Raw genomic sequence first — 23,922 nt, forward strand, 5'->3', positions numbered from 1 at the left:
TTAGAATTGATTTGTGCTTATTTCGATCAAACCCTCTCTCTTATTCTTTTCAAGCTTTTTGTCCCGTACTGAGATATCGATATTTATAATCGGTAGTTTATGTAGTAATCAACAGGGTGACAATTGTGGGAAAAAAGGCAAATAAAATCACATCTTGGATCTTTAGTCTAGGTTTGGGATTGATTCCCATTATGGCTTTGGGCGCATCATCACAGGCCGCTGAAAAGATTTATTTTATCTACAGCCCACTGATGGAATCTTTAAAGATTGACTCCCTGAAAAATTTTGCTGCAACGGGGAATGTTCCCCTCGACCTAAAATTTTACTTGGATATTGTGGGGGCAGATGCAGAAGAACGTCAATTACTGCAAACGGCTCTCACCCGAAAAATTGAAATTGATCCGGTGCTATTGGCTCGTAGTTTAAAAACCGACGAAGGGGAAAGGTTATTAGAATCTTTTGGTCAAGTGGTTAATATTCGTGGAGGACGTAATGGCAAGTACGCGCTGCGGGGAGCAATTATTAAATCTGCCTTTGAGGAAAATGGCCTGACGTTATTAAATGTTCTGGATAATTTGGGGGTTGATGTTCAGGTTGATTTAGAACAATTATTTGGTTTTGCGGAAAATGTCTCCACGATTCTAGCGGGAACAGAACGGTTTATTGAGGAAGTTGAACAATTGGCTAAGCAGGAGGCAAAATTTGCGGCGGTGGCTGATTATGGGCAACGCCCTGATTTGAGAAAGATGGGAATGTTCGCTGTGGAGATGGAGACGTGGCAGTTGGCTGATCAAAAACGCGATCGCCAATTTTATGCCCAGATCTATCGTCCTCAAAAACCTTTGGGGGAGAAAGTGCCTGTTATTTTGATTTCCCATGGGTTAGCCTCTGCCCCCGAAAAGCATCGTAATTTGGCGCAACACTTGGCCAGTTATGGGTTTGTGGTGGTGGTACCGCAACATCCGGGGAGCGATTTGGCCTATCTGGAGGAATTTGCAGTGGGTTACCAGCGCCAGGTGTCTGATTTGCAGGAATTTGTGAATCGCCCCCTCGATATTAGTTTTACGTTGGACGAGTTGGAACGGCGCAATGACACTGAGTTTGGGGGACGGTTGGATTTAGAAAATGTGGGTATTTACGGTCACTCCTACGGTGGTTATACAGCTTTGGCCGTGGCCGGGGCTTTTCCGACGCCAAATTTTGAGCAGTTAAATGAGGATTGTGCGGCGGAGTGGGGCATTTTTAATAATGCGTTGTTGTTGCAATGTCGGGCGTTGCAGCTTTCTCCGGAGAATTATAATTTTCGGGATCAACGGATCCAGGCGGTAATTGCGGCAAATCCGGTTAATGCCAGTATTTTTGGGGAAGCGGCGTTAAGTCAAATTGAGATTCCCATTGCGGTGGTGGCAGGGAGCTATGATCCGGCGACGCCCTTTATTTTTGAGCAGGTGCGTTCGTTTCCGTGGATTCGCAGTGAGCAAAAATATTTAATCCTGGAGGAGGGTCAAGCCCATGTGGATATTTCTCGCCTCGATCTAGGGATTACGGGTTTGCTTGATCGCATTCCCCGTTTGAATCTACCGAGCCCCCAACTGTTGAATGATTATAGTGAGGCGATCGCCCTCGCATTTTTCCAGGTTTACACGGCAGAGGATGACCAGTACCGTGCTTATTTAGATCCGGCCTATGGGCAGTACCTCAGTCAAAATGAGGAATTTAAAACGTTCATGATTACCCAAGATTCGTTGCCGGAGTTAGAAGCGGCGATCGCCGAATTCAAACAAGAAAATCAGATCGATATTAATTAGGCTTCAATAATCACCACAGGTAAAGGGCTTTTTTCTAAAATGGCCTGGGATACCGAACCGATCAGCAAGTTATTGGGCGGGTGATGGTTGCGTTTACCCATAATAATTTCGCTCACTTGATGGGTATGGGCAATATCCATAATCGTTGCGGGGACTGGCCCAGGGGTTGCGATAAACTGATAGCGGATGTCTGCAAGGTTACGGCGGGTTTGTTGTCGCAGCCGTTGCAATTCAGCCGGGTTATCGGTGCGAATCACATGGAGAACAATCACCTCCGCATCGCTACGACGGGCCAATTCAGCGGTTTTGATTAAAATTTGCTGGGCCAGGGGCGATGTATCTACGGCAGCCAGGAGGACAGTGCGGCGATTCACAGAAACTTTAGTCGGGTCAATGTCGCCCCGTTCGAGGAGTTTGGGGGCAAAGGTGGGAATTGCCCAGGCACCGAGGGGAGCTGTCACCAAAATAGAGAGGGCCGATAAAGCGAGGATAATTTCACCACCAGCAACGCCTTGGCTCAGGGGAATTGCTCCAATGGCCGCTTGCACCGTTGCTTTGGCAGAGTTACCAGGCAGCAAAAAAAGTCGCTCTCGCCCAGTCCAGTTACTCCCCAGGGTCGAGAGATACCAGCCGAGCGATCGCCCCCCCAAAGTACCGACCCCTAACACCAAGAGACCCAGCCAGAACGTATTACCGAGGACATCCAATTGGATACTGGCCCCTAGCAAAACAAAGAGAATAATCTGGGCGATCGCCCACAGACTATCAAAACTTCCCCGCAGACGACGGGCCAAAGGTGCATCTAACTCAATTAAGAAAAAACCTGTCCCCATCACCGCCAGATAACCAGAGAAAATCGGTAAATATTCCGCCCCAATGACCAACAGTAGCGCCACACCAGCGGCGATCAACCCATCTTGCACCGCATTATCTGTCCAATTTTGTCGCGCTAACAGAGAAACCAACAGGCGCGCCGTCACCCAACCGAGGACAACGCCGAGGCTAATTTGAGTCACAATTTGCAGTGGCAGCAATTGCCAGGGACTGAGACTGAGACCGCCGATTAATGTCGCCCCTGTCGCCGTAGTTTGGGTGAGAAAGGCTAACAACAGACTAAACACTAATAGCAACAGCACATCAGACAGGGCACTCCCCGTTAAAATTGCGTCGGGAATCCCTTTTTTGACGCCCCAACCGAGACTCTTTAGCCGCAGCATTCCTGGGACGATCACCGCCGGTGATTCGGCCCCCAGCACACATCCCAACAACAGCCCCGTCGCCCAATCAAATTGGAAAAGTTGCACCGCAATCAGCATAATGGCGATCGCCTCACAGGTCGCAGGTAAAAAACCGAGGCGGAGGGCAACACTACCCTGTTGGGCTAATTTCTCCCGGTCGAGGCCGAGACCCGCTTTCATCAAGATCACCATCACCGCCATTGTCCGCAGATCAGCGGCGATCGCTAAAACTTCTGGGGCGATCGCATTCCCCACCTGGGGGCCGAGAATAATGCCAACAAGCACCATTCCTACCAGGGCCGGAATCCTGAGCCGTTGGGCGATTTGCCCCCCAAAAAAACCGAGTAAAAGAATCCAAATAATACTCTCTAACATGGGATCACGTTGTCGTTAGGGTGGTTAATCAACGTGACTTGTAGCGAAAAAGATTAGTGCAGCCTAGATCAAAATAGCCCTACTGCTTCACCACAAGTCGGAAGCGTAGGAGCCATTAGCCGAGGCGCAATTTAAAAAAATCCTGGGCGGTTTCGGTGAGCTCCATCACCATCGCTAAATTTATATCACAAAAACTGACTGATTGACCCTAAGGAAGTCTACTGCACCAAAATCCTCGAAAAACTTAGAGATTAATCTTGTTGCAGTGGGTTACGGCACTGGTGAGATTAATTTTTAGGCGAACAAAATCCGCACCGTCCGTCCAGTCGTTTTTGTCTGTCCATTACTGTTTAACAAACTTAGAATTCCATCAACCAGACAGTGAGAGAGCCTACAATGTAAGTGGTAAGCAGCCCATTCTATACACACTGAATTTATTGGCTTGGCCCTGGGTATTGCCCCCCGCAAATTAAGCTTGGATAAACACCTAGTTTCTACCTGATTTGTCCTCGCCAAACTCACTGCATCCTCCTAAATTGCATGGCTCATATTGTTGTAATCGGTGCTGGTATTGGTGGTCTGCCGACGGCCTATGAACTGAGGCACCTGTTGACTACCGACCACACTGTTACCCTCATTGCTGATACACCCCACTTTACGTTTATCCCTTCTTTGCCCTGGGTGGCCCTTGGTCTGAAAAGATTGGATCAGGTGCAATTACCCTTGCCAACGTTGGCCCGTCGCCATGGTCTGCATTGGGTACAGGGGGCTGTGCAGCAGATTAATCCCCAGGAAAGGTATGTTTTGGTTGGGTCAGACGCAAAAAGAATTGACTATGATTATGTGGTGATCGCACCGGGCGCAGCTTTAAACCTCGATGCTTTACCGGGTCTCGGCCCGGAGACAGGCTTTACCCAGTCAGTTTGTAATCCCCACCATGCGCTGCTTGCCCACCAAGCTTGGGAAAAATTTATCCAAAATCCAGGCCCGTTGGTCGTAGGGGCAGCACCGGGGGCCAGTTGTTTTGGCCCGGCCTATGAGTTTGCGCTGTTGGCAGATTGGCAACTGCGACGGTTGGGTTTGCGGGAGCAGGTACCGATCACATTGGTCACCTCAGAACCCTATTTGGGTCATTTGGGGATTGGGGGCATGGCCCACTCGCAGGAATTGGTCGAGCAGGTTCTCCAGCAACAGGATATTGCGACCCGTGCCAATGCTGAGATTACCGCCATTAAACCGGATATGATTTGTTTGGCGGATGGGGAACAGCTACCCTTTGCCTACAGTATGGTTTTGCCGTCGTTCCAGGGGCCTACTTTTTTGCGGGACTGTCCGGCGATCGCCAATCCCCAGGGGTTTATTCCCGTCTTGCCCACCTATCAACATCCAGCGTTCGATTCCGTGTATGCGGCGGGGGTGATTGTTGAGCTAACGCCCCATGAAGCCACGCCGATTCCCACGGGTCTACCGAAAACGGGACAAATGACGGAGGCGATGGGGATGGCCGCCGCCCACAATATTGCCCGACAGCTTAACTCCAATCTGGGTGCTCCGGTCACGGCGACTCTCGCCGCAATTTGCATGAGTGATTTTGGCGATCGCGGCATTATCTTCATCGCCGATCCGGTACAGCGGGAGCCAGGCATGGTCAAACGTCGCCGCTGTGTCGCCCTCGAAGGACGGTGGGTGAGTTGGAGCAAAACCCTTTTTGAACTGTTTTTCCTGACGAAAATGCGTTGGGGTCTAACGATACCTTGGTTTGAGAAACTGGGCTTAAAGGCATTGGGGTTACAGCTTGTGCGTCCCCTTCCTCCAGACTAAGTGCAGTGAAAATTTTGTCTTTTCAATACTGGGAAAATCGAAATCTAGGATAATATTCCCAGGGGCTAAAATTTTTATTAATAGAGCCTTTAAAAAAGAAAAAGTTAGTGTTTTAATTCAGTTTCAATAATGCAGTTAGCGGATTAGACTTACTTAATAAATGTGTGTTTAAATTCGTACTTGATTGCTTAACTGAAATTGTTTTGAGAAATGAAAAGAGCACAGTTTTAGTTGAGATGCAAAATTTAACTTTTTGAGCATCTTTTAACTGTGCTGAATTGCACGCAGGAAAGTTTTTAAAAACCGAAAGTCATTAGACCCACCAGGGTTTTTTGCCAGTACGTGGATCAAGTTCTACCCAAGGGGCAATGCGGACATAATCTCCCTCTAAATAGATGTGGGCAAGCCGTAGGGGAAGGGGTGCTGGGCCGCGAATCACACGACCTTCGGCATCATAGCGGGAACCATGGCAGGGACATTGAAACTGGTCGTCATTTTCATTCCACGGAAAAGTACAACCCAGGTGAGTGCAGTTATCGACAATACCCCAGGGATGAAGGGTCCCGTCCTCTTGGATTGTGAGATAAGTGGGTTCCCCGGCTAACCCGGCGACTAGGGCTCTTGTGCCTGGTGCTTCGGCCAATAACTGGCTTGCTGGAATTAAATTGCCATTAATATCTTTGGCAAGAATTGATCCATCTGCTCCCACTTCTTTAGGGGGACTAAAAAATTTTGCGACGGGATAAAGGGCGGGGCCAATGGTACTGGCAACCACTGCACCTGTGAGAAAGTTTAATAATTGCCGCCGGGAAAGGGAAGGGCTATCGATGGGCAAACTATTTTCCATGAATAATGCTCCTTTCTTCAATAAAATTTGCTGAATTGCTAAACAAAATAGAGACTACTGACGGGTATTGATCTTGAATAAACCGTAGAGCATACAAGAACCCAACACTGCACTTATCGTCAGCACAGCGGCAACGGCCACCAAAGCAGTGCCGAGGACAGAGCCACTGTAGATAAACAAGCCCAAGTAAGCCAGGACGCTTGCGAATAAAAGGCGAATGAGGCGATCGCCAGTGCCAACATTGTTAAACATTTTGTTGATCTCCGACCGAAAGGTTGAGCAATAGAGCCGATGGAGCCAAGTCTCTTGCGAACATATTGAGATTGTTTTTGGCTGACATCTGACCTATTTATCAATATAAAGCTAATTAGTTATGTAGTCAATATTTTTAGCTTGTTTTGGTTTGTCCACTTGCCCAAGCAGAATTCAGCGCAAAACGCCTTAAATCTTGTTCTGACCTGACTTGGGCAGCTAGTGATGTCGATCCAGCTTTAATTGAAAAAGATTTCTAGTAGTTTGCTTGACAGGACAAGAATGATCCACTAAAGTCTCTAGGTTAATGCTAATTAATTGCAACTTCAGGGAGATGTCATCAACCCCATGACATTAGTCAATCGCGGTTAATGGGCCATGGGGTTTTTATTTCAGTTAAGTCATCGACGGTTATTTTTCTAAGGTTTTAAAACGTCCTAGGCCCAGTCAATATTTCTGGGCTGTTTATCAGTGGACTTTAATTTTTGCTATTAAATTTCAACTATTTAGATCGATGCTTAGGTGTTTTCAGTTTTCAATTCAGGATTATTCTCAACAGCGGATTGCGTGGACATCTGTGCTACTTGCTGTCTTAGTGGTAATTACGAGTATTGTTGCCCTATGTCAGGGGGCCGTCTCCATGGGGCCAGATCAAGTTTGGCAAGCGTTGCGACATCAGGGAGACCCGATGTTTCAAACGATTATTTGGGACTTGCGGTTACCTCGTATTGTGGTGGCCTTGGTAGTGGGGGCTGCTTTGGGGTTATCCGGTGCGCTCCTCCAAGGGTTACTCCGCAATAGTCTCGCCGATCCGTTTATCCTCGGTATTTCGGCGGGGGCTGGTTTAGTGGCGATCGCCTTTATTACCCTCAATGTCCTGGCGATTTGGATTCCCCTGGGGGCTTGGCTGGGGGCTTTGGTCACCGCAACGGTAGTCTATGGCCTCGGCTATGTGGGCGGCGGTCTGTCGGTAGAACGTCTGGTACTGGCGGGGGTGGCGGTAAGTTCTCTGTTTGGAGCAGTGCAAACCACCCTCATTCTTTTGGCGGATGATAGTCGCATCCAGGCGGCCCTCAATTGGCTAATCGGTAGCCTCAATGGTCGTGGTTGGCAGGATTTGAGCTTGGTGGCGCCCTATCTAAGTGTGGCCTTAATTGTCGGCTGTCTATTGGGACGGTCTTTAAATTTGCTGAACCTCGGTGATGATGCGGCGGTGGGTCTGGGGGTTTCCCTAGGGCGATCGCGGTTACTGATTGGCGGCATTGCCAGCTTATTGGCGGCCAGTGCAGTGAGTATTTCTGGCCTTATTGGTTTTGTGGGTTTGGTGGTGCCCCATGGGGTACGGCTCTTGGTAGGGGCTGACTACCGCTGGATTTTACCCCTCTCGGCCCTGGCTGGGGCATGGGTTCTCACCTTGGCGGATCTGCTGTCTCGCTCTGGGGCGGTGGAATTACCCGTGGGAGCCGTCACAGCCCTATTGGGATCACCCTTATTCATTGCGTTGCTTTATCGGCGGGGTCGGGAGGCTCAGGCATGACATTATCACAGGCATTACAGGTACAACCGCCAGAATCTTCATGGTCATCTTTGCTTGAAGGGGAGCATCTGTTTGGGGGCTATACCAAAAGGTCGGTTGTTCAGGATGTCAATTTAACGGTTCATCCAGGGGAATGGCTGACCATTGTGGGGGGCAATGGGTCGGGAAAATCCACTCTACTCCGACTTCTCAGTCGCATTCTCAAACCCCAACGGGGGGTAGTGCGCTTGGATGGCAAAGCAATTCAGCGGCGATCGCCCCAGGAAATTGCCCGGAGTCTGGCGATTTTACCCCAACAATCCCGGATTCCGATGGGCTTAACGGTGCGGCAATTGGTCGGTTTAGGGAGAGCCCCCCACCAGCGCTGGTGGCAGTGGGAATACAGCGAGGCGGATCAGGCCCAAATTCATCAAGCCTTAGCCCAAACTCAACTGTTACCTTTTGCGGATCGCCCTGTGGCGCAACTGTCTGGCGGGGAACGTCAACGGGCTTTTCTGGCTCTAGCCCTCGCCCAAAAGCCAAAGATTCTCATCTTGGATGAACCGACGACTTTTTTAGATATCCATTACCAACTGGAACTGTTGGAGCTGCTTAAGCAGTTAAACCGCCAGCAAAATTTGACCATTGTCACCGTTCTCCATGAGCTCAATTTGGCGACCCGTTACAGCGATCGCCTGGCCATGATTAAGGACGGCAAACTCTTTGCCCTAGGGACACCCGCTGCGGTGATCACCCCAGAAAATCTGCGGTTTGGCTTTGGGGTAGAAGCGGTGACAATGCCGACCCCCGTAGGGTTACAAGTCTGCGTTTTAGGGCCAACCTCGGTTTAATTACAGACACCACTACTCTCTCTCTAGTTTGGTCTTTCTCTACATCAGATCGTGCTCTATTTGTTCTAATTACATCTATTTATACTCATTAATTTATTTATTCATGGAACGTTCTTCTCTGCGTTATAGCTTGGCGTTGTGTGGCTTGGTGCCGTTGATGTTTTGGATGTCCCCGGACAAAGCGATCGCCCAAACAAATCCGGAAACGAACCAGTTGGCCCAAGCCCAACCAGCTACCATCACTGGAATTCGCCTCGACACCCGACCCAATCGTGTCAATATCATTCTCGAAACGGCGGCGGGGCAGCCCTTAACCTTGCCTGGTCAGCCCTTTATTCAGCGGGGAACAGATCTGGTCGCAACCATCGAACCCGCCATCCTCGCTTTACCTGATGGTCAAACTTGGCAATTTACCGCACCAACCGCCGATATTGCCGCCATTACAGTGGCACAACAGGGAGGCGATCGCCTAGAAATTATTGTCCAGGGTCAAGGGGAATTACCCACAACCGCTGTCTCCCTCGAAACCATGGCTACCATTGCGACCAAGGACGATATGACAGATTTGACGGAAATGCCCTTAGCTCTAGATGCGATGCCCGTCGAAGAACTCGAAATTACGGTATTGGGCACGCGATCGCCACGCCTGGTGAGTCGTACCCCCGGCTCGATTAGTGTCATTGATGCCGAAGAAATTGATGATAATCTCGTCCAGGATCTGCGGGATCTGGTGCGCTACGAACCCAACGTTTCTGTGGGAAATGATCGACGCTATGGCCTGCAAGATGTCAACATTCGCGGCCTTGGCGGCAATCGGGTGCTGATTCTCAATGACGGTATTCGCATCCCAACTCAATTTACCTTTGGCACCCCGGCCCTGGGGCGAGATTATGTGGATCTCGATAGCTTGCAACGGGTCGAAATCATTCGCGGCCCGGCCTCTGCCCTCTATGGCAGTGATGCCCTTGGTGGGGTAGTTAGTTTCCAAACCATTGATCCCAGCGATCTCCTCGCTTTAACCGATAAAAATAACTTTACGCGGATCTCCACTGGCTTTGAAACCACCGACAAAAGCCTCAATTATGGCGCAGTGACCGCCTTCCGAGCCGATTCCCTTGAAGCATTAATTGGCTATACCGGACGCAGCGGATTTAAGGCCCGCCTCCCCGAAGGAAATGAATTTGTCGATGACCGCTATGGCGATCGCGATAATTTCCTTGGGAAGTTAAATTTCAAGCTCAGTGAAAATTCTACCCTGGCCTTCACCACCGAAATTTTCCGCAGCACCAATGAATTCCAGGTAGCGCCCATTATTGCTCCGCTTCTCCAGGGTCCCATGGGGTTCCAAGGTCAAAACGAAACCCTCGAAGCAGATTCCTACCGCGAACGATACAGCCTTGCCTATCTCTACGATAACCCCGACGGAGGAGGCTTCATTGACAATGCCAAGGCGCAAATTTACTACCAAAATGCTGGTGTTGATGAATTGCGCACCCAGGACTTTTTAAATTTTGCCGGGACAGAACGACGTTTCCGTAATCTCAGCAATACCTTTACCGACGAACTGTTTGGCGGTGAAGTACAGCTCCAAAGTAATTTCCGTTGGGGCAATATTGATAACCGTTTGACCTATGGCTTCGATTTATCAAAGACAAATAATGAGCGAACCAGAGATGGCCTAGAAACTCGCTTTGATAGCGCCGGCAATGTCACCTCCACGACCAATCAAGTAGGTAGCGATAATTTCCCGGTAAAAGATTTCCCAGATTCGGAAACGACCCGCTTTGGGGTCTATCTGCAAAATGAAATGGCCCTTTCGGATACCTTTACTCTCTTGCCTGGTCTGCGCTATGACACCTATCGCCTCGATACTACTATTGACGAGCTTTACCAACGCAACAGTCCCGATGCCGAAGCTGCTGACTTTAGTGATTCTGCCCTTTCCCCTAACCTAGGGTTTGTTTGGCAAACTTCTCCAGAAATTGCCCTAGTTGGTCGTTACGCTCGGGGTTTCCGATCGCCTTTGTACAGTGAAATCAATGCGGGCTTTACAAATTTGACCAGTCCTTTCTTTCGCTATAAAACCCTAGCTAATCCAAATCTCAAACCGGAAACCAGCGACACCTTTGAATTAGGAATTCGTGGTGATTTTCCCCAGGGGAATTTTAGTGTGACGGGTTTCTATAGCTATTACGAAAATTTTATTGAAACCTTTGCCAATGCAGGTACAACACTCATCAACGGCAATTTGGTGAATTTGTTCCAATCCCAAAATGTGGGTGCTGCCCGCACCTACGGTGTCGAATTGGCCGGGGAATATCGCTTTAGTGAGCAATCCCATGGGTTTAGTGTGATCGGTAGTTTGGGCCTCACGGTGGGGGATGACCTAGAAGATGATGAACCCCTTGAAAGCGTAGAACCCCTCAAAGCGGTATTGGGACTACGTTATCGAGCAAAGGAAGATCGGTGGGGTACAGATCTCATTGCCACCTTGGTCGGTGAACCTCGACTCCGGGGCGATCGCCCGGCGGGTTCCTACAGTCCAGAGGGCTATGCCGTGGTGGATCTGTTGGGCTATTACAACATCAATCCCAATCTCAAGTTGAATGCGGGGATTTTTAATCTATTTAACAACCAATATTTCCTCTATTCCGACGTCCGGCCCCTCTTGAATTCGCCAGAACCCGTTGATATTGCCCGCTATGCCCAACCGGGAATTAGTCTGCGGGCTGGGTTGACGTGGCAATTCTAAGCTTGGTTTCACCCTAATTTTCCAGGGATCAATCGCTATGTTTTTGCTGTATCGCTCGCTCTTCGTTTCGTTGTTTTTACTCAATTTTGTTGTTTACCTATTGGAGACAATCCATGTCTGAAATGATTACTGCTCAATTTCGTCACGTCATGTTGATGGTTGAAGATGTGGCCGCTGCTATTGACTTTTTCCATCGGGGGTTAGGGCTACCGATTAAAGCCCAGAGTCCCACCTGGGGGGAAGTAGAAGCCAATGGCACCACCATTGCTTTTCACAGTGTTGCAGAACCGCCAAAAACGGGCAGCACACCAATTCTTAGTTTTTGTGTAGCGGATGTGTACGGGGCGATCGCCCAACTCGAAGCCCTCGGTGGCAGCCTCGAAGGTCGTGTGCGGGAACCCTCCTTTGGCAAAGTGGCCGCAGTGCGGAGTCCCCAAGGGCAGTTAATTAGTCTCCTGCAACCGGTTGCTGTTTCTACCGTTTCAAAATAACTCCTTTCTTTCGCCGCCCCACACCCCACGGTTTTTTTAGTTCTCCTAATTGAATTACGATGCAAATGCCCTATTTTAAACGTTGCCTAAGCCTGTCCTTGTTGCTGTTAATGGTCGGTTGCAGCCAAAGTTCATCGAATGTTGCGGATATCGCCCCAACTGCCCCAGAGATTAGCAATGCAGCAACCACCGAACCGGAAACGATCACCAAAATTGTCGCCCTCACTTCCCTGTCAGCGGATATTATTGCCCGTCTCGATGCAGAAAAATTAGTGGGAATTCCGGGAAGCCGTTTATTGGCAAACAACCCCACCTTTGCGGGACTGCCCACGGTCAGCGAAGGGCAAACGCCCCCCAGTCTCGAAAAAATTGTCGCCCTCAAACCGGATTTAGTCGTTGGCGCAACGGGATTCCATGATCAAGTGTTGGCAAGATTAGAAGAGTTGGGCATTCAAACCCTCGCCACCGCTGTCCCCGATTGGCGATCACTCGAAGCATTAACTCAGACCCTCGCCGAAAAAACCCAAACCGACCCAACGCCACTCCTCGAAAGCTACGCTCAATGCGTGCCCCAAGGTGCTTCTCCAGACGATCCGACCCTTGTTCTAGTGAGTAATCAGCCGATGCTTGCTCCTAATAAGGAGAGTTGGGCCGGGGATCTTTTGCAACGGTTTCAGTTAAATAATCTCGTCGCCGATCTCCAGGGTGATAGTCCCCAGCAGGGTTATGTCACCCTTTCCCCCGAAAAAGTCTTGGCCGCTAACCCTGAAATGTTAATCATGGTGGATGTGGGGGACGATTCGATCAATCAGCTCAAATCGGCTCCTTTTTGGCAGGACTTAGCAGCCGTGAAAAATGATCGCATTTATACTTTTGATTATTATGGCTTGGTAAATCCGGGGGGCCTTGAGGCAATTCAAAGCACCTGCGAAAAGCTCCAAAGTATCACCTAGGCACTGCCCCCACTCGGCCTTGTTCGTCTTGTAAAAATTCCACGATTTTGGACAAATTTATCCCATGACTGCTTTAAACGTCACAGATCTCAACGCCCTTTCTTTCCCAGAGGCGATCGCCTTTACCCAAACCTGGCTCGAACAGGTTGAATCCCAAAAATTAACGGATGCGGAAATTCTGGCGCAGATACAGGCGTTGTTGAGTCACCGGGATGGAGTGCGGGGCTTTTTTGTGAGTTATTTAACGGGCAATAGCCCCCTTGCGGATCAACCGCCAGCGATTTTCCTGGACGGGTTTACCCAGGTGGCTGAACATATCTACGAGATTTTGGTGAAAAATGTGGCGATGTCTACGGCCATGGCGATCGCCCACCGACGCAACGGTGATTTTAACCAGCAGCAGGGTTCGGAACGGGTCAAAACACGCTCTTTGAATCTCCTCAAACAACTAGAACAGCGCAATGTCATTTTTAGAAATGAGCGATTACGTCTGCTGCAAACCCTCGAAGCTGGCTCAGGGGATTACCAAGATTTTTTGCAACGTTGGCAGTATGACCCAGAGCAATGTGATGCGATTCGGCGATCGCTGCAACTCATTTAGGGGATTACAGTTAGCGAGGTCAGGTGAATTTTGATTGAAAACTTTGGTAGAACAGGACAGACCTAAATCAAAAGAGGCTCTAACCTCGCGAGTACGTCATTAAGAGTGTCAAGGGGAAGTTGTTCCACAATTTTTGCTTTCCTGGCTCGACAGTCCACCGCCCGGATTTGATCGACCAGGATGACGCCTTGGGTTTTGAGATTAGGCGGAAGTTTCACCTCAAACACCCAGCCTTTTTCTTTACTCGTGATTGGACAGATTAGGGTCAGATTAGAAATACGGTTATATTCCTCAGGAGAAATCACGATCGCCGGACGATAACCTGATTGTTCACTACCTGTGCGGGGATTCAGTTCGAGAAAAATAATATCCCCCCGCTTAGGAACCATACCGTTAATTTTTACCAAGACTCTTCTCCTTGGGCTTCCCCCCAATCCACTTCAGAATGCTGTGCTTCAGGTTTTGCATCCTTGAGTAATTCCGCAAGGCTATATTTTGGTCGAGCAAGGCTCAAAATAATTTGGTTGTTTTCCATTGATATCGTCACCTGTTCCCCTTCCTGCCAACCGCATTGCTGGAGCATGGATTGAGGCAAACGAATACCAAAAGAGTTGCCCCATTTCGTGATTTTTTGGGTGATCATGTGGGGGATCTCCAAATACAGTGTTTATACATTGAGTATACAACACGATCATTATCAAAGTCGTTAGTGCTAAAGCTGACCTGTTTTCTATAGAGGCGATCGCCTAATATTTCTGATGATTTTTGACGAGGAGGCGATCGCCTTGGGAAATCGGAATACACATCGGCGTGTGGGTGATCGGGTCGGGGATAATTTCCGCCTGCAACCGAAACACATCCGCCACCATCGTTTGGGTCATCACCTCGCTGGGGTGGCCCTGGCTGTAGAGTTTGCCGTTTTTAATTGTCACAAGGTGATCCGCATAACGGCAAGCCAAATTCAACTCATGGAGCACCATCACAATGGTTTTACCCTCCGTGCGGTTGAGATGAAACAGCAGATCTAAAACTTCAATTTGGTGGGCCAAATCTAAGAAAGTTGTCGGTTCATCCAGTAATAAAATGTCAGTGTTTTGCGCCAAGGCGATCGCAATCCAAGCCCGCTGCCGTTGACCACCAGACAGAGTATCCAGATCCCGGTCTGCAAATTCTTGCATTCCCGTAATTTGCAACGCTTTTTCGACGTAATATTCATCTTCCTTTGACCACTGCTGCCACCAAGTCTGGTGAGGGTAGCGGCCCTGGGCAACGAGATCGCGCACCGTTAACCCTTCCGGGGCCGTGGGATTTTGGGGGAGAATGCCCAGTCGTTTGGCGATCGCCTGATTAGAATACTTTTGAATTGCCTTACCATCGAGATAAATATTGCCCTGTTTTGGGGGGAGTAGCCGCGCCAAACCCCGCAACAGCGTTGATTTTCCTGAGCCATTCGCCCCTACTAAAATCGTGATTTTTTCAGCAGGAATCGCCAGATTAAACTGCTCGACAATTGTCTTCTTGCCGTAATTTAAGGTGAGTTGCTTCGCGCTCAGTTGGCTCATGGTTTAACGTTGCTTGATCAATAAATAGAGAAAATAGGGGGCACCGAGGATCGCGGTAATAATGCCACAGGGCAATTCCAAGGGCGCAAAAACAACGCGACCAATCAGATCAGCCACCACCACCAAGCAGCCGCCCATCAACGCCGCAGTCGGCAATAATCCTTGGTGAACATTGCCAACCCACTGGCGCGCAATGTGGGGTGCAACTAAACCGACAAACCCAATGGCCCCCGCCGTGGCTACCGATGCCCCGGCCAAGGCCGTACTGACCAAGATTAATAATCCCCGTCGCACCTCGATGGAAACCCCTAAACCTTGGGCGAGATCATCACCGAGATGAAAGCCGTTTAATTCTTTACTCATGAGCCAAGCCACACTACTGCCAATCACGATCCACGGTACGAGGGCGATCGCCTGCTCCCAACTGCGCCCATAGACACTACCCGCCAGCCACACCAACGCCTGGGAAACTTGATTGATGTTGCCAAAAGTGACGAGCAAATTGGTCAGGGCCGCCGCAATCAAATTAAATCCAATGCCCACCAAAATGAGCCGCAAGGGTGAACTGCCCCCCTGCCAAGCGATTAGATAAATTAACACCGTCACCGCCAAGGCACCACCAAAGGCCGCCAAGGGTAATACCGCCACAGACACGCCCGGGAAAATCACGATTAAACTTACCGCCGCCAGGGCTGCACCGCTATTGATGCCGATAATGCCCGGTTCCGCTAAGGGATTACGGGTTAAGCTCTGGATAATTGTCCCGGCGATCGCCAATCCCACCCCCACCAGCCAAGCCACTAAAATTCGGGGCAAACGCAGGGTCAGCAGCACAAAGCTGGCGTCACTATCGCCGTTAAAACCCAGTAGCGTCTGGAGAATTCCCAGGGGCGGAATAAAAAATTCCCCCACGCCCAAGCTGATGATCATCGCCGCGAGGGTACTTATGAATAAAAAGGCGATCGCCAAGGGCACCCGGCGGTCTAACTGCAACGAAACGGGCAAAAATTGCGGTCGCACAGTGAGGGGCGTTTTATTCATCGTTTCACCTTGACCCGGATTAAATAAATAAAGAACGGCGCACCAAGGAGGGGCATCACCAAGCCAACGGGCAATTCCTGGGGCTGAAACAACAAACGCGCCACAATATCCGCCAAGAGCAGTAAGATTCCGCCCATTGCCGCTGCGTAGGGCAAGATCCAGCGGTATTCCGTCCCCACCAAAAATTGGGTCATGTGCGGCACAATCAGTCCTACAAAACCAATCGGCCCGGCGATCGCCACACTCCCCCCGGCCAACAGCAGCACACAAACCGCCGCCAGGATCTTAATCACGAGGGTATTTTGTCCCAATCCCTGGGCTATATCCTGCCCCAAACTCAGCAACGTAATTTGTTTACCGAGGCTCAAAGAAAGCAATAAACCCACCACTAAATAGGGCAAAACCTGGAGAAGTAAATCAAGATCTCGACCGGCCACCGAACCCGCTAACCAAAAACGAATTTGATCTAGGGTTTGTTGACTGACGATTAAAATGCCGCTGGTCATGGACGCGAGAAAAGCGGTAAAAGAGGCTCCCACCAAGGTCAAATTGAGCGGCGAAGCCCCACCCCGACCCAGGGACGCAAAGCCATAGACTAAAACCGCCGTTAAACCGGCCCCAAAAAGCGCAGATCCGGCATAGAGATTCAGAGAAGTCCCCCCACCGATTAACGTCGCTAACACCACCGCAAAGGCAGCCCCCGCATTTACCCCCAAAATCGCCGGCGAAGCTAAAGGATTTCCGGTAATCCCCTGCATCAGGCTCCCTGCAACGGCCAAAGCTGAACCGACCACCAGGGCAATGAGCGATCGCGGTAAACGGACTGTCCGAATCACAAGCTGTTCCGTTGACCCATCAAACTGAAAAATTGACCCATAAATTTCTGCCACAGAAATATCCGCCGCCCCAAAATTCAGACTAGCCAAAAAACTCACCAGAAGTAGGGCAAAGCTGATCAATAAACCTCCCATGAGACGTATCGATCGAGGTAAAAATAAAGCGGAAAAAAAATTGGTTTGGGTCACAACAATCGAAAAATCAACCGAAACGGCATAGGACAAGCCTTAGAAAAAATCAGAAATAGGAATATTATTCAACTAATTCCCCTTCATCCCAGGTGCCTTCAATGCGCGTGCCATCGCTGAAGATGTAAACACCGGCCCCCTGGTAAAGATCATTTTGAAAATTGCCTTCGTAGCGATCGCCATCGGCATATTCACAGACCCCTTGGCCGTTGAGCAGATTATCGGCAAACTCCCCTTCGCAGCGATCGCCATTTTGGTAAGTAAAAGTGCCTTGGCCCACAAAGTTACCACCCACAAATTCGCCAGCATATTCATTGCCATTGGCGAGGGTATAAACCCCTTGGCCGGTAATTGCGCCGAGGGCCACTGCTCCGGTGTACTGGCTGCCATCACTAAAGGTAAATGTTCCTTCCCCATCTGGGAGATCGTTTTTTAGCTCGCCTTCATAGCGATCGCCATTGCTATATTCACAGGAACCCGGCCCCGTGAGATTTCCCTCTACAACTGTACCTGTACAGCGATCGCCATTTTGGTAGGTGAAAGTCCCCTCACCGCTGGGTACCCCGGCAACAAATTCGCCAGTATAGCTGCCGCCATCGGTAGTGGTAAAAGTGCCTTGGCCATGGGGTTGTCCTGCTGCAAACTCGCCTTCGTAGCGATCGCCGTTGCCATATTCCCGGATACCTTCACCTTGGATCTGTCCACCTTGGAATTCCCCTTCATAGCGGCCATCCGTCGCAAAAGTGTAGATTCCTTCCCCTTCTTTTTGCCCCGCGACAAATTCGCCTTCATAGCGATCGCCATTGCCATATTCACAAGTAACCTGGCCCTGAAGTTGACCTTCCACCAGTTCCCCTTCGCATTGGCCACCATTCGGTAAAGAGATAGTCACTGCATTGGCGATCGCCCCTGTAGAGAGAGTGCCTAAAGCTGCTAAACCCAAAGAAAAAAATGTCTTATAAATGACCATAATCTAATTGCAATCTTCAAATATTCAAATAAAGTAATGACTCAAAACATACGAACCAATCAGACCTAACCACCCGTTTCCGATGTGGGTACCGCCTGTTGCTGTTGTTGCTGTTGACGCTGCCGTTCAGCTTCGGCCTGTCTCTGACGCTCAAGCTCAGCCTGGCGTTGTCTTTCCTGTTCAGCTTGTCTTTGACGCTCCAATTCTGCCTGACGTTGGCGCTCAGCTTCCGCCTGTCTCTGCCTTTCCGCTTCTGCTTGTTGCTGTCGTTCGGCCTCGGCCTGTCTTTGTTGCTCGGCTTCCGCCTGGCGTTGTTGTTCTTGGGCTGCTTGATTCTGTTCTTGACGTTGTTGTTCAGCTTCGGCCTGTTGTTCTTGAGCGGCTTGCTGTTCTTGGGCTTGATTTTCCTGTTGTTCTTGTTGTTGGCGCGCTAATTCCGCCTGGCGTTGACGTTCGGCCTTGGCTTGTCGCTGCCGTTCCAGTTCAGCTTGGCGTTGCTCCTCTGCTTCCGTTTGGCGCTGTTTAGCCTCCCGTTCAAAGTCAGTGCCCGGTTGCGCAAAGTTAATCGCTAAACGTACCCGCCGCTGTTCACCACTGGGACAACGAATGCCCCGGGCAGCGGAGAGGGCCGCCTGATCAAGGGCTGAGTAATTACTAGAGCGCAGGATTCTTGCTTGGGCCACACTGCCATTTGTACCTGTAATCACCTCAACCACAGGTCTCGCCTCAATTCCCCTAGAGGCAAGGGAAGCAGGAAACTGCGGTTGGCTGGGGGCAGAACAACCGGCTCCAGAAGCGACGGGGGCCGCAGGGGGATTATTGCTTGGGCGAGTTGGGGCAGACCGTTGGGCTGCTGTTTGATTGCCGGGCCTACCGCTACTGCTTGTGTTGGGATTACCTTGGCGATTTTCGTTCTGCAAGCTGCCACGGAGACCTGCATTATTGGCTGCACTAAGGGGGGCGGAGGAAACACCAGGACTGGTTGGCTTAGAACGGTTCGCTCCGGTTGCCGTGCTCCCAGGCTTTGTGGTGGCATTGCGCTCGGCTCCTGATGCGGCGGCCTGTAGTTGACCCCGCAATGGGTTTGAATTTTCAGGCGATAGGGGAGCAGGGGCATCTTCGGACACCTGAGATTCCGGTTCGGACGCAGATTCCTGGGGTTCTGGCTCAGAGGTCGTTTCCTGAACTTGGGGTTCTGGCGGTGCTTCCTGGGGGCGAACTGTAGGAGCCGCAGCCGTTACGGTTGGCTGGGGGATTGGCACAGGGCTATTGGTCACTGCACTTGGAGCAGGCACACTCGGAGTTGCCGCAGATGTTGGCAGAGTGTCCAGGGGTTCTGGAGGTGTTTCTTCCGTGACTTCCGGCTCTTCAACAGGCGGCGTTTCAGTGACGATAAATTCTAAGGGCGGTTGTTCCGTAGAGACCGTTTCTACCGGGGGTAACCAGCGCAACCCTAACAAAGCCCCTGCGTGGAGGACAACAGAGCCTGTCAACCCGCAGGCCAACCATTTTTTCAGGACTTCTTGTTCATTTTGCCGCTCTTGCTGACAAAGGTCAGACATACTCATGGGGGCTTTCCTTACCATCAGTTGCAAAGTTACTGTAAAGCAATCTACAGCTTATCAGTAATAAGAATCTATTTCAATAAAAGGGATTTCATTTTAAGCGGTTTACTGGCTTTTGGGTAATTCGGAGATATTGTCTCTGTTCCCAAAGGCTTTTAGGACAATGGCGTTCTAGGAGGGTTTCTAGGCATCAATTGACTGATAAGTCATCATTTAAACTACTTTTGAACTACTTTAAATCTTTTTCAATAAAATAAGCTTATTTTGTTTTGGTATCTTTCTGAAACGTAAGATGTGAGCAAAGTCACTAAAGATTAAGAGGCGATCGCCTTAGTCAGATCTTGCAAAAGTAGCTCCATACCACAATCGTCATCGTTCTTTATTCCCGGTCAGCGACAGGGTTAAGACAAGCGAGAATATCTTGTTCTGTTAGGTGGAGGAAATCGTAAAGGATTTCTTGTTGAGTCACGCCAGATGCCAAAGACAGTGATACTCATGCTCCGGACACGGGCTTTACTACTGTGTTTACCTAGCTCTAGGGGATGATGTCCTGGTCGTTCGTTTCTCTTGGGAATAGCACTATGCTGTTGTTGATGAAGATTCTTTCCGTCGATAAAAGCGTATCTGTAAACCATCTTTCGGCAATGGCGTCGGAATCACTTGCATCGATAGGTCTTGGTCAGGTAATAACTCCCAGTCATAATCACGGGCAAGCATCGATGCCAAAATTTTTGCTTCTAGACGGGCAAACTCTTTGCCAATACATTCGCGCATACCGCCACCGAAGGGAATAAAGCCAAACTTTTTCTGTTTATCTGCCAGACGTTCCGGTGAAAAACGCTCCGGGTCAAATTTTTCGTGGTCAGGATATAGGGCTTCGTCCTTATGGGTTTGGGCAATTTGATACTGAACCGCCCAACCTTGAGGAATTTGGAAATTTTTGTACTCGAAGGTGTTGATTACTTCCCGGAAACCACCGCCCACTGGGGGGACAAGTCGTAAAACCTCTTTGAAAACTTGATCCAGGTAAGTCATCTGTTGAAGCGTCGCCATATCTAACCCATTTTTAATGCCTAATGTGTCTTGTTCTACACGAATTTTTTCAAAAACATCGCGATGCTGTCCGACCAATAATCCAAAAGACACCAGAGACGAAGTAAGGGTTTCGTGACCAGCAAACAATAGGAGCAAGATTTGATCCTTCAGTTCATCGATGGAAAGGGAATTACCGTCTTCATCCTTCGCCCGAATCAGTAGGTCAAGGGCATCGGTGGGTTCTGCATTGGCATCGTAGGTTTTCAGGCGATCGCCAATAATCATTTCTAGCTCGCGCAGCAGTTTTCGCCGACACTTCATCGCCTTACCGAAGGCCGTCCAGGGAAGATTAATCGGTAGGGAAAATAATCCTTTAACCCATTCCTCAAATAGATTCGCTAAGGGCGTTTCCGCACCGCCATCTTTGCCGATAAATAGGGTACTGGCGACGTCAAATGTGTATTTGCGGAGTTCGTCGTACCAAGCAAATTCCTGTTTTTGCTCCCATTCCGTGAGATAACGCTGGGTAATTTTTTCGATGGTGGGAATATAACTTTCTAGGGCGCGGGGCTGAAATGCTTGAAAGATAATGCGCCGCCGGGAACTATGAATACCACCTTCCTGGGTAGCGAGGGAATCGGCACCGAGGAGAATCCGGGTACTTTTTGGCCAGGTTGCCTTGACATATTTATTTTCGTTGCGGAACAACACCTCATTGGCCTCTGCCCCAACCATTACCACCGTGGGTTTGGTAAAAATATTTGTTTTGAAAACGTCACCATACTTCTCTAATCGCTTTTTTTGAAAATTACGGTCTGTGAAAAATTCAATGGTTTCGCCAATTACAGGCAAACCGAATTTTCCGGGAGGTAAGGGCAGTTTACTGGGGGAAGTCATGGGCGATCGCCAAAGAATCGTATATTTATCAAGCCATTAGGTAAGGTAACAAATTGCCCTGTGGTTGTAAATTTCCAGATAAGACAGCAGATCTGCCGCCCTCATTGGCCTCATTGGTTTTACAAACCGTATCCTAACCAGCACCTTCAAATAAATTCATTTCCAATGGCAACCCCCTCACAAGATACAGTGTTGAAAAAACTGTCCTTCTATCGGGTGCAATCAAGCAGTGAAGCATGAATATAACCTGCCTGGGGGCCGCCGAGGGTAAAGGTAACAAAATACCAATCCGTTACATTATTGACATTTTCACCCATCACCTTCTCCTCAACCCTTACCTTCGCATCTCGCGTGAGTTCTTGGACAATCGTAGAATCGGTAGACGGTTCTACTCGAACGCGGCCTAGACCTCCATCTGCGGAAACATTAATTGCACACCAGGTTGGCAGATTAGCGGGTAGGAGAGATCGGATCGTTGACGGTACAACCGCGTCAGTGTCGATGAAGACGGAATAATCGACCAAAATAGGTAGACCCTGGCCATAGGCCAAATAGCCCTCTAGGCTTTTCGCTAAATCATAGAGACGTTGGTGTTCTGTCACGCGAACACAGCCATGGCCATTGGGATCAATGAAACCGTTATGTTGCAGAGGGCCTTCTCCCCAGATAGGGGCATGGAGCGCAAAGCCACGATGGATCTGCATAAAGTTCTGGATTCCCAAGGATGTCCTTTTTTGTAGACCATGGATGTTAAAGTGAGCCCCCATCACATCACCAAATTGCTGCTTGGTTTGCCTTGCAAGCTGTACTGTTTCTGGCGCCCAGGAAATGAGTCCCAGTTCAAAAACCACCTCGCTGCCCCCATAATCTCTGGTCACTTTGCCATGCATTCGACCAGCGGCATCCTTATAGAATTTGATGTAGTAAATATCTTCTGCTTTTGCACCCATTTTTTGCAGACGGGTTTGCCAATCAGCTTGGCCCCTAATAATTTCCTTAGAAGACGTTTCGGTTGTTTCTGAGAGCTTTAAATTTGGGTACGCGTTTTCCTGGGGCAATCTATGATGACAACTCGCTAAAACGTATAGACAGCCGCATAGAAAAATCAATCTAGACAACCGATGGTTTGTGGCACTCATAACTCTATTTTAAATGCCATCCATGGGATCCAAAATATCGCTTTGGACTTCGGGATTCGCTTTAGGATAATTGTGTCGTCGAAATGACCCAGCCATAGGCAACAACGACAACTAGGAGCAATCCGTAAACGAATTCCTTTTGATCACGAAACCACCCTTGCAGCATATTTTTAAAACTACGTAGGCTGCGGCGTCGCTCATCGCCTAACTCTCGCATTAGTCTGGCTACTTCTGCATCAACTTCTTGTAGCGAAATTTCTCCCTGTTGATACCGTGCTTCCAGGGCATCTAGCTTGCGCCAGTATTCTTGGGTGGCATTGAGGAGGTTAGGAAACATGAGTCGGTAAACCAGTAGCTGTCAGTAAAGGCGATCGCCGTAAATATTGAGTCAGTTGCAATTCTCGTAGCGAGGATCGTGATTCTCGATTTTTAGGGGGTATTGATATTTTCGCCTTGGCTAAATTGTAACGCAATGTTAATTTTGCTGCGTTAAAGCTTGACAACCTGACAGACATGTAAGCTTTTTAAGCGTAGATAACATCGTTGCTCCATCCAACGATTGGATCCCTTCAACCCTTGAGCTTATCTACATTCTGTAGATTTCAGTAGAATAGGATTAGCATCAGGGGTTAAGTTACGGGCCAAAATAATCTATTCAAAAAAACTTTTGGTCTACAAAAATACAAAACTTCTTTGGGTTGATAGGCGGCCTAATGAAATCACAACCGATTCCCAATCCCCTCTACCCCGTGGTAGTCAGCGCTGGTGTTGTTTTGGCTGGGGCGATCGCCTTAATGTTTTTGCCCGCCCTGATTCAGCTTGATGGGATGGATGGGGGCTTTGCCATTACTTTCGGCGCTCTGTTTCTCGCCATCTCTGCTTTGGTCACGCTCTTGATATTTTGGCGCAATGCGGTGCTTCTGGATCGGGTAATTGCCGGGACAAATCTCATGGCCCACTGGACCTACGAACCGCAAGAATGGGCCCAGTACCTCGATAGGGAACGTCAAGAACAAATTGACGAAAAATTGCCCTTAGTCTTCATCGTTGCGTGTTGGGCATTGCTTATTGGCGGCGGTTTTTGGCTGTTTGATCCAGAGGCAGGTTTTATTGTGTTTCTCGTCATGGTGGGGCTGATTATCTTGGTGAGTTTGCTGGCCTATGGTTTGCCTTGGTTGCGGTT

Annotated in this window: 23 protein-coding genes and 1 riboswitch; of the genes, 9 read left to right on the forward strand and 14 right to left on the reverse strand. The window is 49.3% G+C overall.

From position 1 onward, the window contains the following. Positions 1 to 191 precede the first annotated feature (191 nt). Complete coding sequence (locus AACR41_RS01415; RefSeq protein WP_223209968.1) at positions 192 to 1,808, forward strand: alpha/beta hydrolase; 1,617 nt, start codon at positions 192 to 194, stop codon at positions 1,806 to 1,808. Here the strand turns inward: AACR41_RS01415 and AACR41_RS01420 are convergent. Continuing rightward, the gene (locus AACR41_RS01420) at positions 1,805 to 3,421 is read right to left on the reverse strand and encodes a cation:proton antiporter (protein ID WP_030008104.1); all 1,617 of its coding nucleotides are present in this window, start codon (positions 3,419 to 3,421) and stop codon (positions 1,805 to 1,807) included. The genes AACR41_RS01415 and AACR41_RS01420 overlap by 4 nt on opposite strands. Before the next feature lie 99 nt (positions 3,422 to 3,520). Further along, positions 3,521 to 3,600: riboswitch (Fluoride riboswitch) on the reverse strand. Positions 3,601 to 3,961: 361 nt separating this feature from the next. On the opposite strand from AACR41_RS01420, the gene AACR41_RS01425 reads away from it, so the two are divergent. After that, the gene (locus tag AACR41_RS01425; protein WP_030008105.1) at positions 3,962 to 5,242 is read left to right on the forward strand and encodes an NAD(P)/FAD-dependent oxidoreductase; all 1,281 of its coding nucleotides are present in this window, start codon (positions 3,962 to 3,964) and stop codon (positions 5,240 to 5,242) included. Between the two features lie 313 nt (positions 5,243 to 5,555). On the opposite strand, the gene petC is transcribed toward AACR41_RS01425, so the two are convergent. Both petC and AACR41_RS01435 read right to left on the reverse strand, forming a co-directional pair. Beyond that, positions 5,556 to 6,089: a cytochrome b6-f complex iron-sulfur subunit gene (petC, locus tag AACR41_RS01430; RefSeq protein ID WP_030008106.1), complete on the reverse strand. Its 534-nt coding sequence runs from the start codon at positions 6,087 to 6,089 to the stop codon at positions 5,556 to 5,558. A 54-nt stretch (positions 6,090 to 6,143) separates the two neighbouring features. Beyond that, entirely contained in the window at positions 6,144 to 6,341 is a 198-nt protein-coding gene (locus AACR41_RS01435) for a YgaP family membrane protein (RefSeq protein ID WP_030008107.1), read from the reverse strand. 577 nt (positions 6,342 to 6,918) lie between these two features. Between AACR41_RS01435 and AACR41_RS01440 the strand changes: the two genes are divergently transcribed. From AACR41_RS01440 to AACR41_RS01465, 6 genes are all read left to right on the forward strand, one after another. Continuing rightward, complete coding sequence (locus tag AACR41_RS01440) at positions 6,919 to 7,878, forward strand: FecCD family ABC transporter permease (RefSeq protein WP_223209969.1); 960 nt, start codon at positions 6,919 to 6,921, stop codon at positions 7,876 to 7,878. After that, entirely contained in the window at positions 7,875 to 8,708 is an 834-nt protein-coding gene (locus AACR41_RS01445; RefSeq protein WP_030008109.1) for an ABC transporter ATP-binding protein, read from the forward strand. Before AACR41_RS01440 ends, AACR41_RS01445 begins: the two co-directional genes overlap by 4 nt. A gap of 103 nt (positions 8,709 to 8,811) precedes the next feature. Beyond that, positions 8,812 to 11,460: a TonB-dependent hemoglobin/transferrin/lactoferrin family receptor gene (locus tag AACR41_RS01450; RefSeq protein WP_030008110.1), complete on the forward strand. Its 2,649-nt coding sequence runs from the start codon at positions 8,812 to 8,814 to the stop codon at positions 11,458 to 11,460. A 113-nt stretch (positions 11,461 to 11,573) separates the two neighbouring features. Next, entirely contained in the window at positions 11,574 to 11,951 is a 378-nt protein-coding gene (locus AACR41_RS01455; RefSeq protein ID WP_030008111.1) for a VOC family protein, read from the forward strand. 59 nt (positions 11,952 to 12,010) lie between these two features. Further along, positions 12,011 to 12,904, forward strand: coding sequence for an ABC transporter substrate-binding protein (locus tag AACR41_RS01460; protein ID WP_030008112.1), 894 nt, complete (start codon positions 12,011 to 12,013; stop codon positions 12,902 to 12,904). A 64-nt stretch (positions 12,905 to 12,968) separates the two neighbouring features. After that, positions 12,969 to 13,505, forward strand: a complete 537-nt coding sequence (locus AACR41_RS01465; RefSeq protein WP_030008113.1) for a hypothetical protein — start codon at positions 12,969 to 12,971, stop codon at positions 13,503 to 13,505. Positions 13,506 to 13,567: 62 nt separating this feature from the next. Here AACR41_RS01465 and AACR41_RS01470 read toward each other — a convergent pair whose 3' ends face one another. The 11 genes from AACR41_RS01470 to AACR41_RS01520 all read right to left on the reverse strand — a co-directional run bounded on the left by AACR41_RS01470 (position 13,568) and on the right by AACR41_RS01520 (position 23,076). After that, on the reverse strand, positions 13,568 to 13,894 hold the full coding sequence (locus AACR41_RS01470; protein ID WP_152551036.1) for a type II toxin-antitoxin system PemK/MazF family toxin: 327 nt from the start codon (positions 13,892 to 13,894) through the stop codon (positions 13,568 to 13,570). A gap of 11 nt (positions 13,895 to 13,905) precedes the next feature. After that, on the reverse strand, positions 13,906 to 14,148 hold the full coding sequence (locus AACR41_RS01475; RefSeq protein ID WP_030008115.1) for an AbrB/MazE/SpoVT family DNA-binding domain-containing protein: 243 nt from the start codon (positions 14,146 to 14,148) through the stop codon (positions 13,906 to 13,908). A gap of 103 nt (positions 14,149 to 14,251) precedes the next feature. Continuing rightward, on the reverse strand, positions 14,252 to 15,067 hold the full coding sequence (locus tag AACR41_RS01480) for an ABC transporter ATP-binding protein (protein WP_030008116.1): 816 nt from the start codon (positions 15,065 to 15,067) through the stop codon (positions 14,252 to 14,254). 3 nt (positions 15,068 to 15,070) lie between these two features. After that, a complete protein-coding gene (locus AACR41_RS01485; protein ID WP_030008117.1) occupies positions 15,071 to 16,108 on the reverse strand; it encodes a FecCD family ABC transporter permease in 1,038 nt (345 codons plus the stop codon). Continuing rightward, positions 16,105 to 17,079 carry a FecCD family ABC transporter permease gene (locus AACR41_RS01490; protein ID WP_030008118.1) on the reverse strand — a complete coding sequence of 325 codons (975 nt, stop codon included), beginning with the start codon at positions 17,077 to 17,079 and terminating at the stop codon, positions 16,105 to 16,107. The genes AACR41_RS01485 and AACR41_RS01490 overlap by 4 nt, the downstream gene beginning before the upstream one ends. A 118-nt stretch (positions 17,080 to 17,197) precedes the next feature. Beyond that, positions 17,198 to 18,103 carry an MORN repeat-containing protein gene (locus AACR41_RS01495; RefSeq protein ID WP_030008119.1) on the reverse strand — a complete coding sequence of 302 codons (906 nt, stop codon included), beginning with the start codon at positions 18,101 to 18,103 and terminating at the stop codon, positions 17,198 to 17,200. Between the two features lie 65 nt (positions 18,104 to 18,168). Continuing rightward, positions 18,169 to 19,671, reverse strand: a complete 1,503-nt coding sequence (locus tag AACR41_RS01500) for an energy transducer TonB (RefSeq protein ID WP_223209970.1) — start codon at positions 19,669 to 19,671, stop codon at positions 18,169 to 18,171. A gap of 376 nt (positions 19,672 to 20,047) precedes the next feature. Next, positions 20,048 to 20,149 carry a DUF433 domain-containing protein gene (locus AACR41_RS16505; RefSeq protein ID WP_397427766.1) on the reverse strand — a complete coding sequence of 34 codons (102 nt, stop codon included), beginning with the start codon at positions 20,147 to 20,149 and terminating at the stop codon, positions 20,048 to 20,050. A gap of 98 nt (positions 20,150 to 20,247) precedes the next feature. Further along, a complete protein-coding gene (locus AACR41_RS01510) occupies positions 20,248 to 21,600 on the reverse strand; it encodes a cytochrome P450 (RefSeq protein WP_030008121.1) in 1,353 nt (450 codons plus the stop codon). 209 nt (positions 21,601 to 21,809) lie between these two features. Then, entirely contained in the window at positions 21,810 to 22,550 is a 741-nt protein-coding gene (locus AACR41_RS01515) for an SH3 domain-containing protein (RefSeq protein WP_084150034.1), read from the reverse strand. Positions 22,551 to 22,800: 250 nt separating this feature from the next. Beyond that, entirely contained in the window at positions 22,801 to 23,076 is a 276-nt protein-coding gene (locus tag AACR41_RS01520; RefSeq protein ID WP_030008123.1) for a hypothetical protein, read from the reverse strand. 376 nt (positions 23,077 to 23,452) lie between these two features. Here AACR41_RS01520 and AACR41_RS01525 point away from each other — a divergent pair. Continuing rightward, the coding region (locus tag AACR41_RS01525) for a hypothetical protein (protein WP_030008124.1) at positions 23,453 to 23,922 on the forward strand (470 nt) is incomplete at its 3' end.

Source organism: Picosynechococcus sp. NKBG042902 (assembly GCF_963864045.1).
Taxonomy (GTDB): Bacteria; Cyanobacteriota; Cyanobacteriia; order Cyanobacteriales; family MRBY01; genus MRBY01.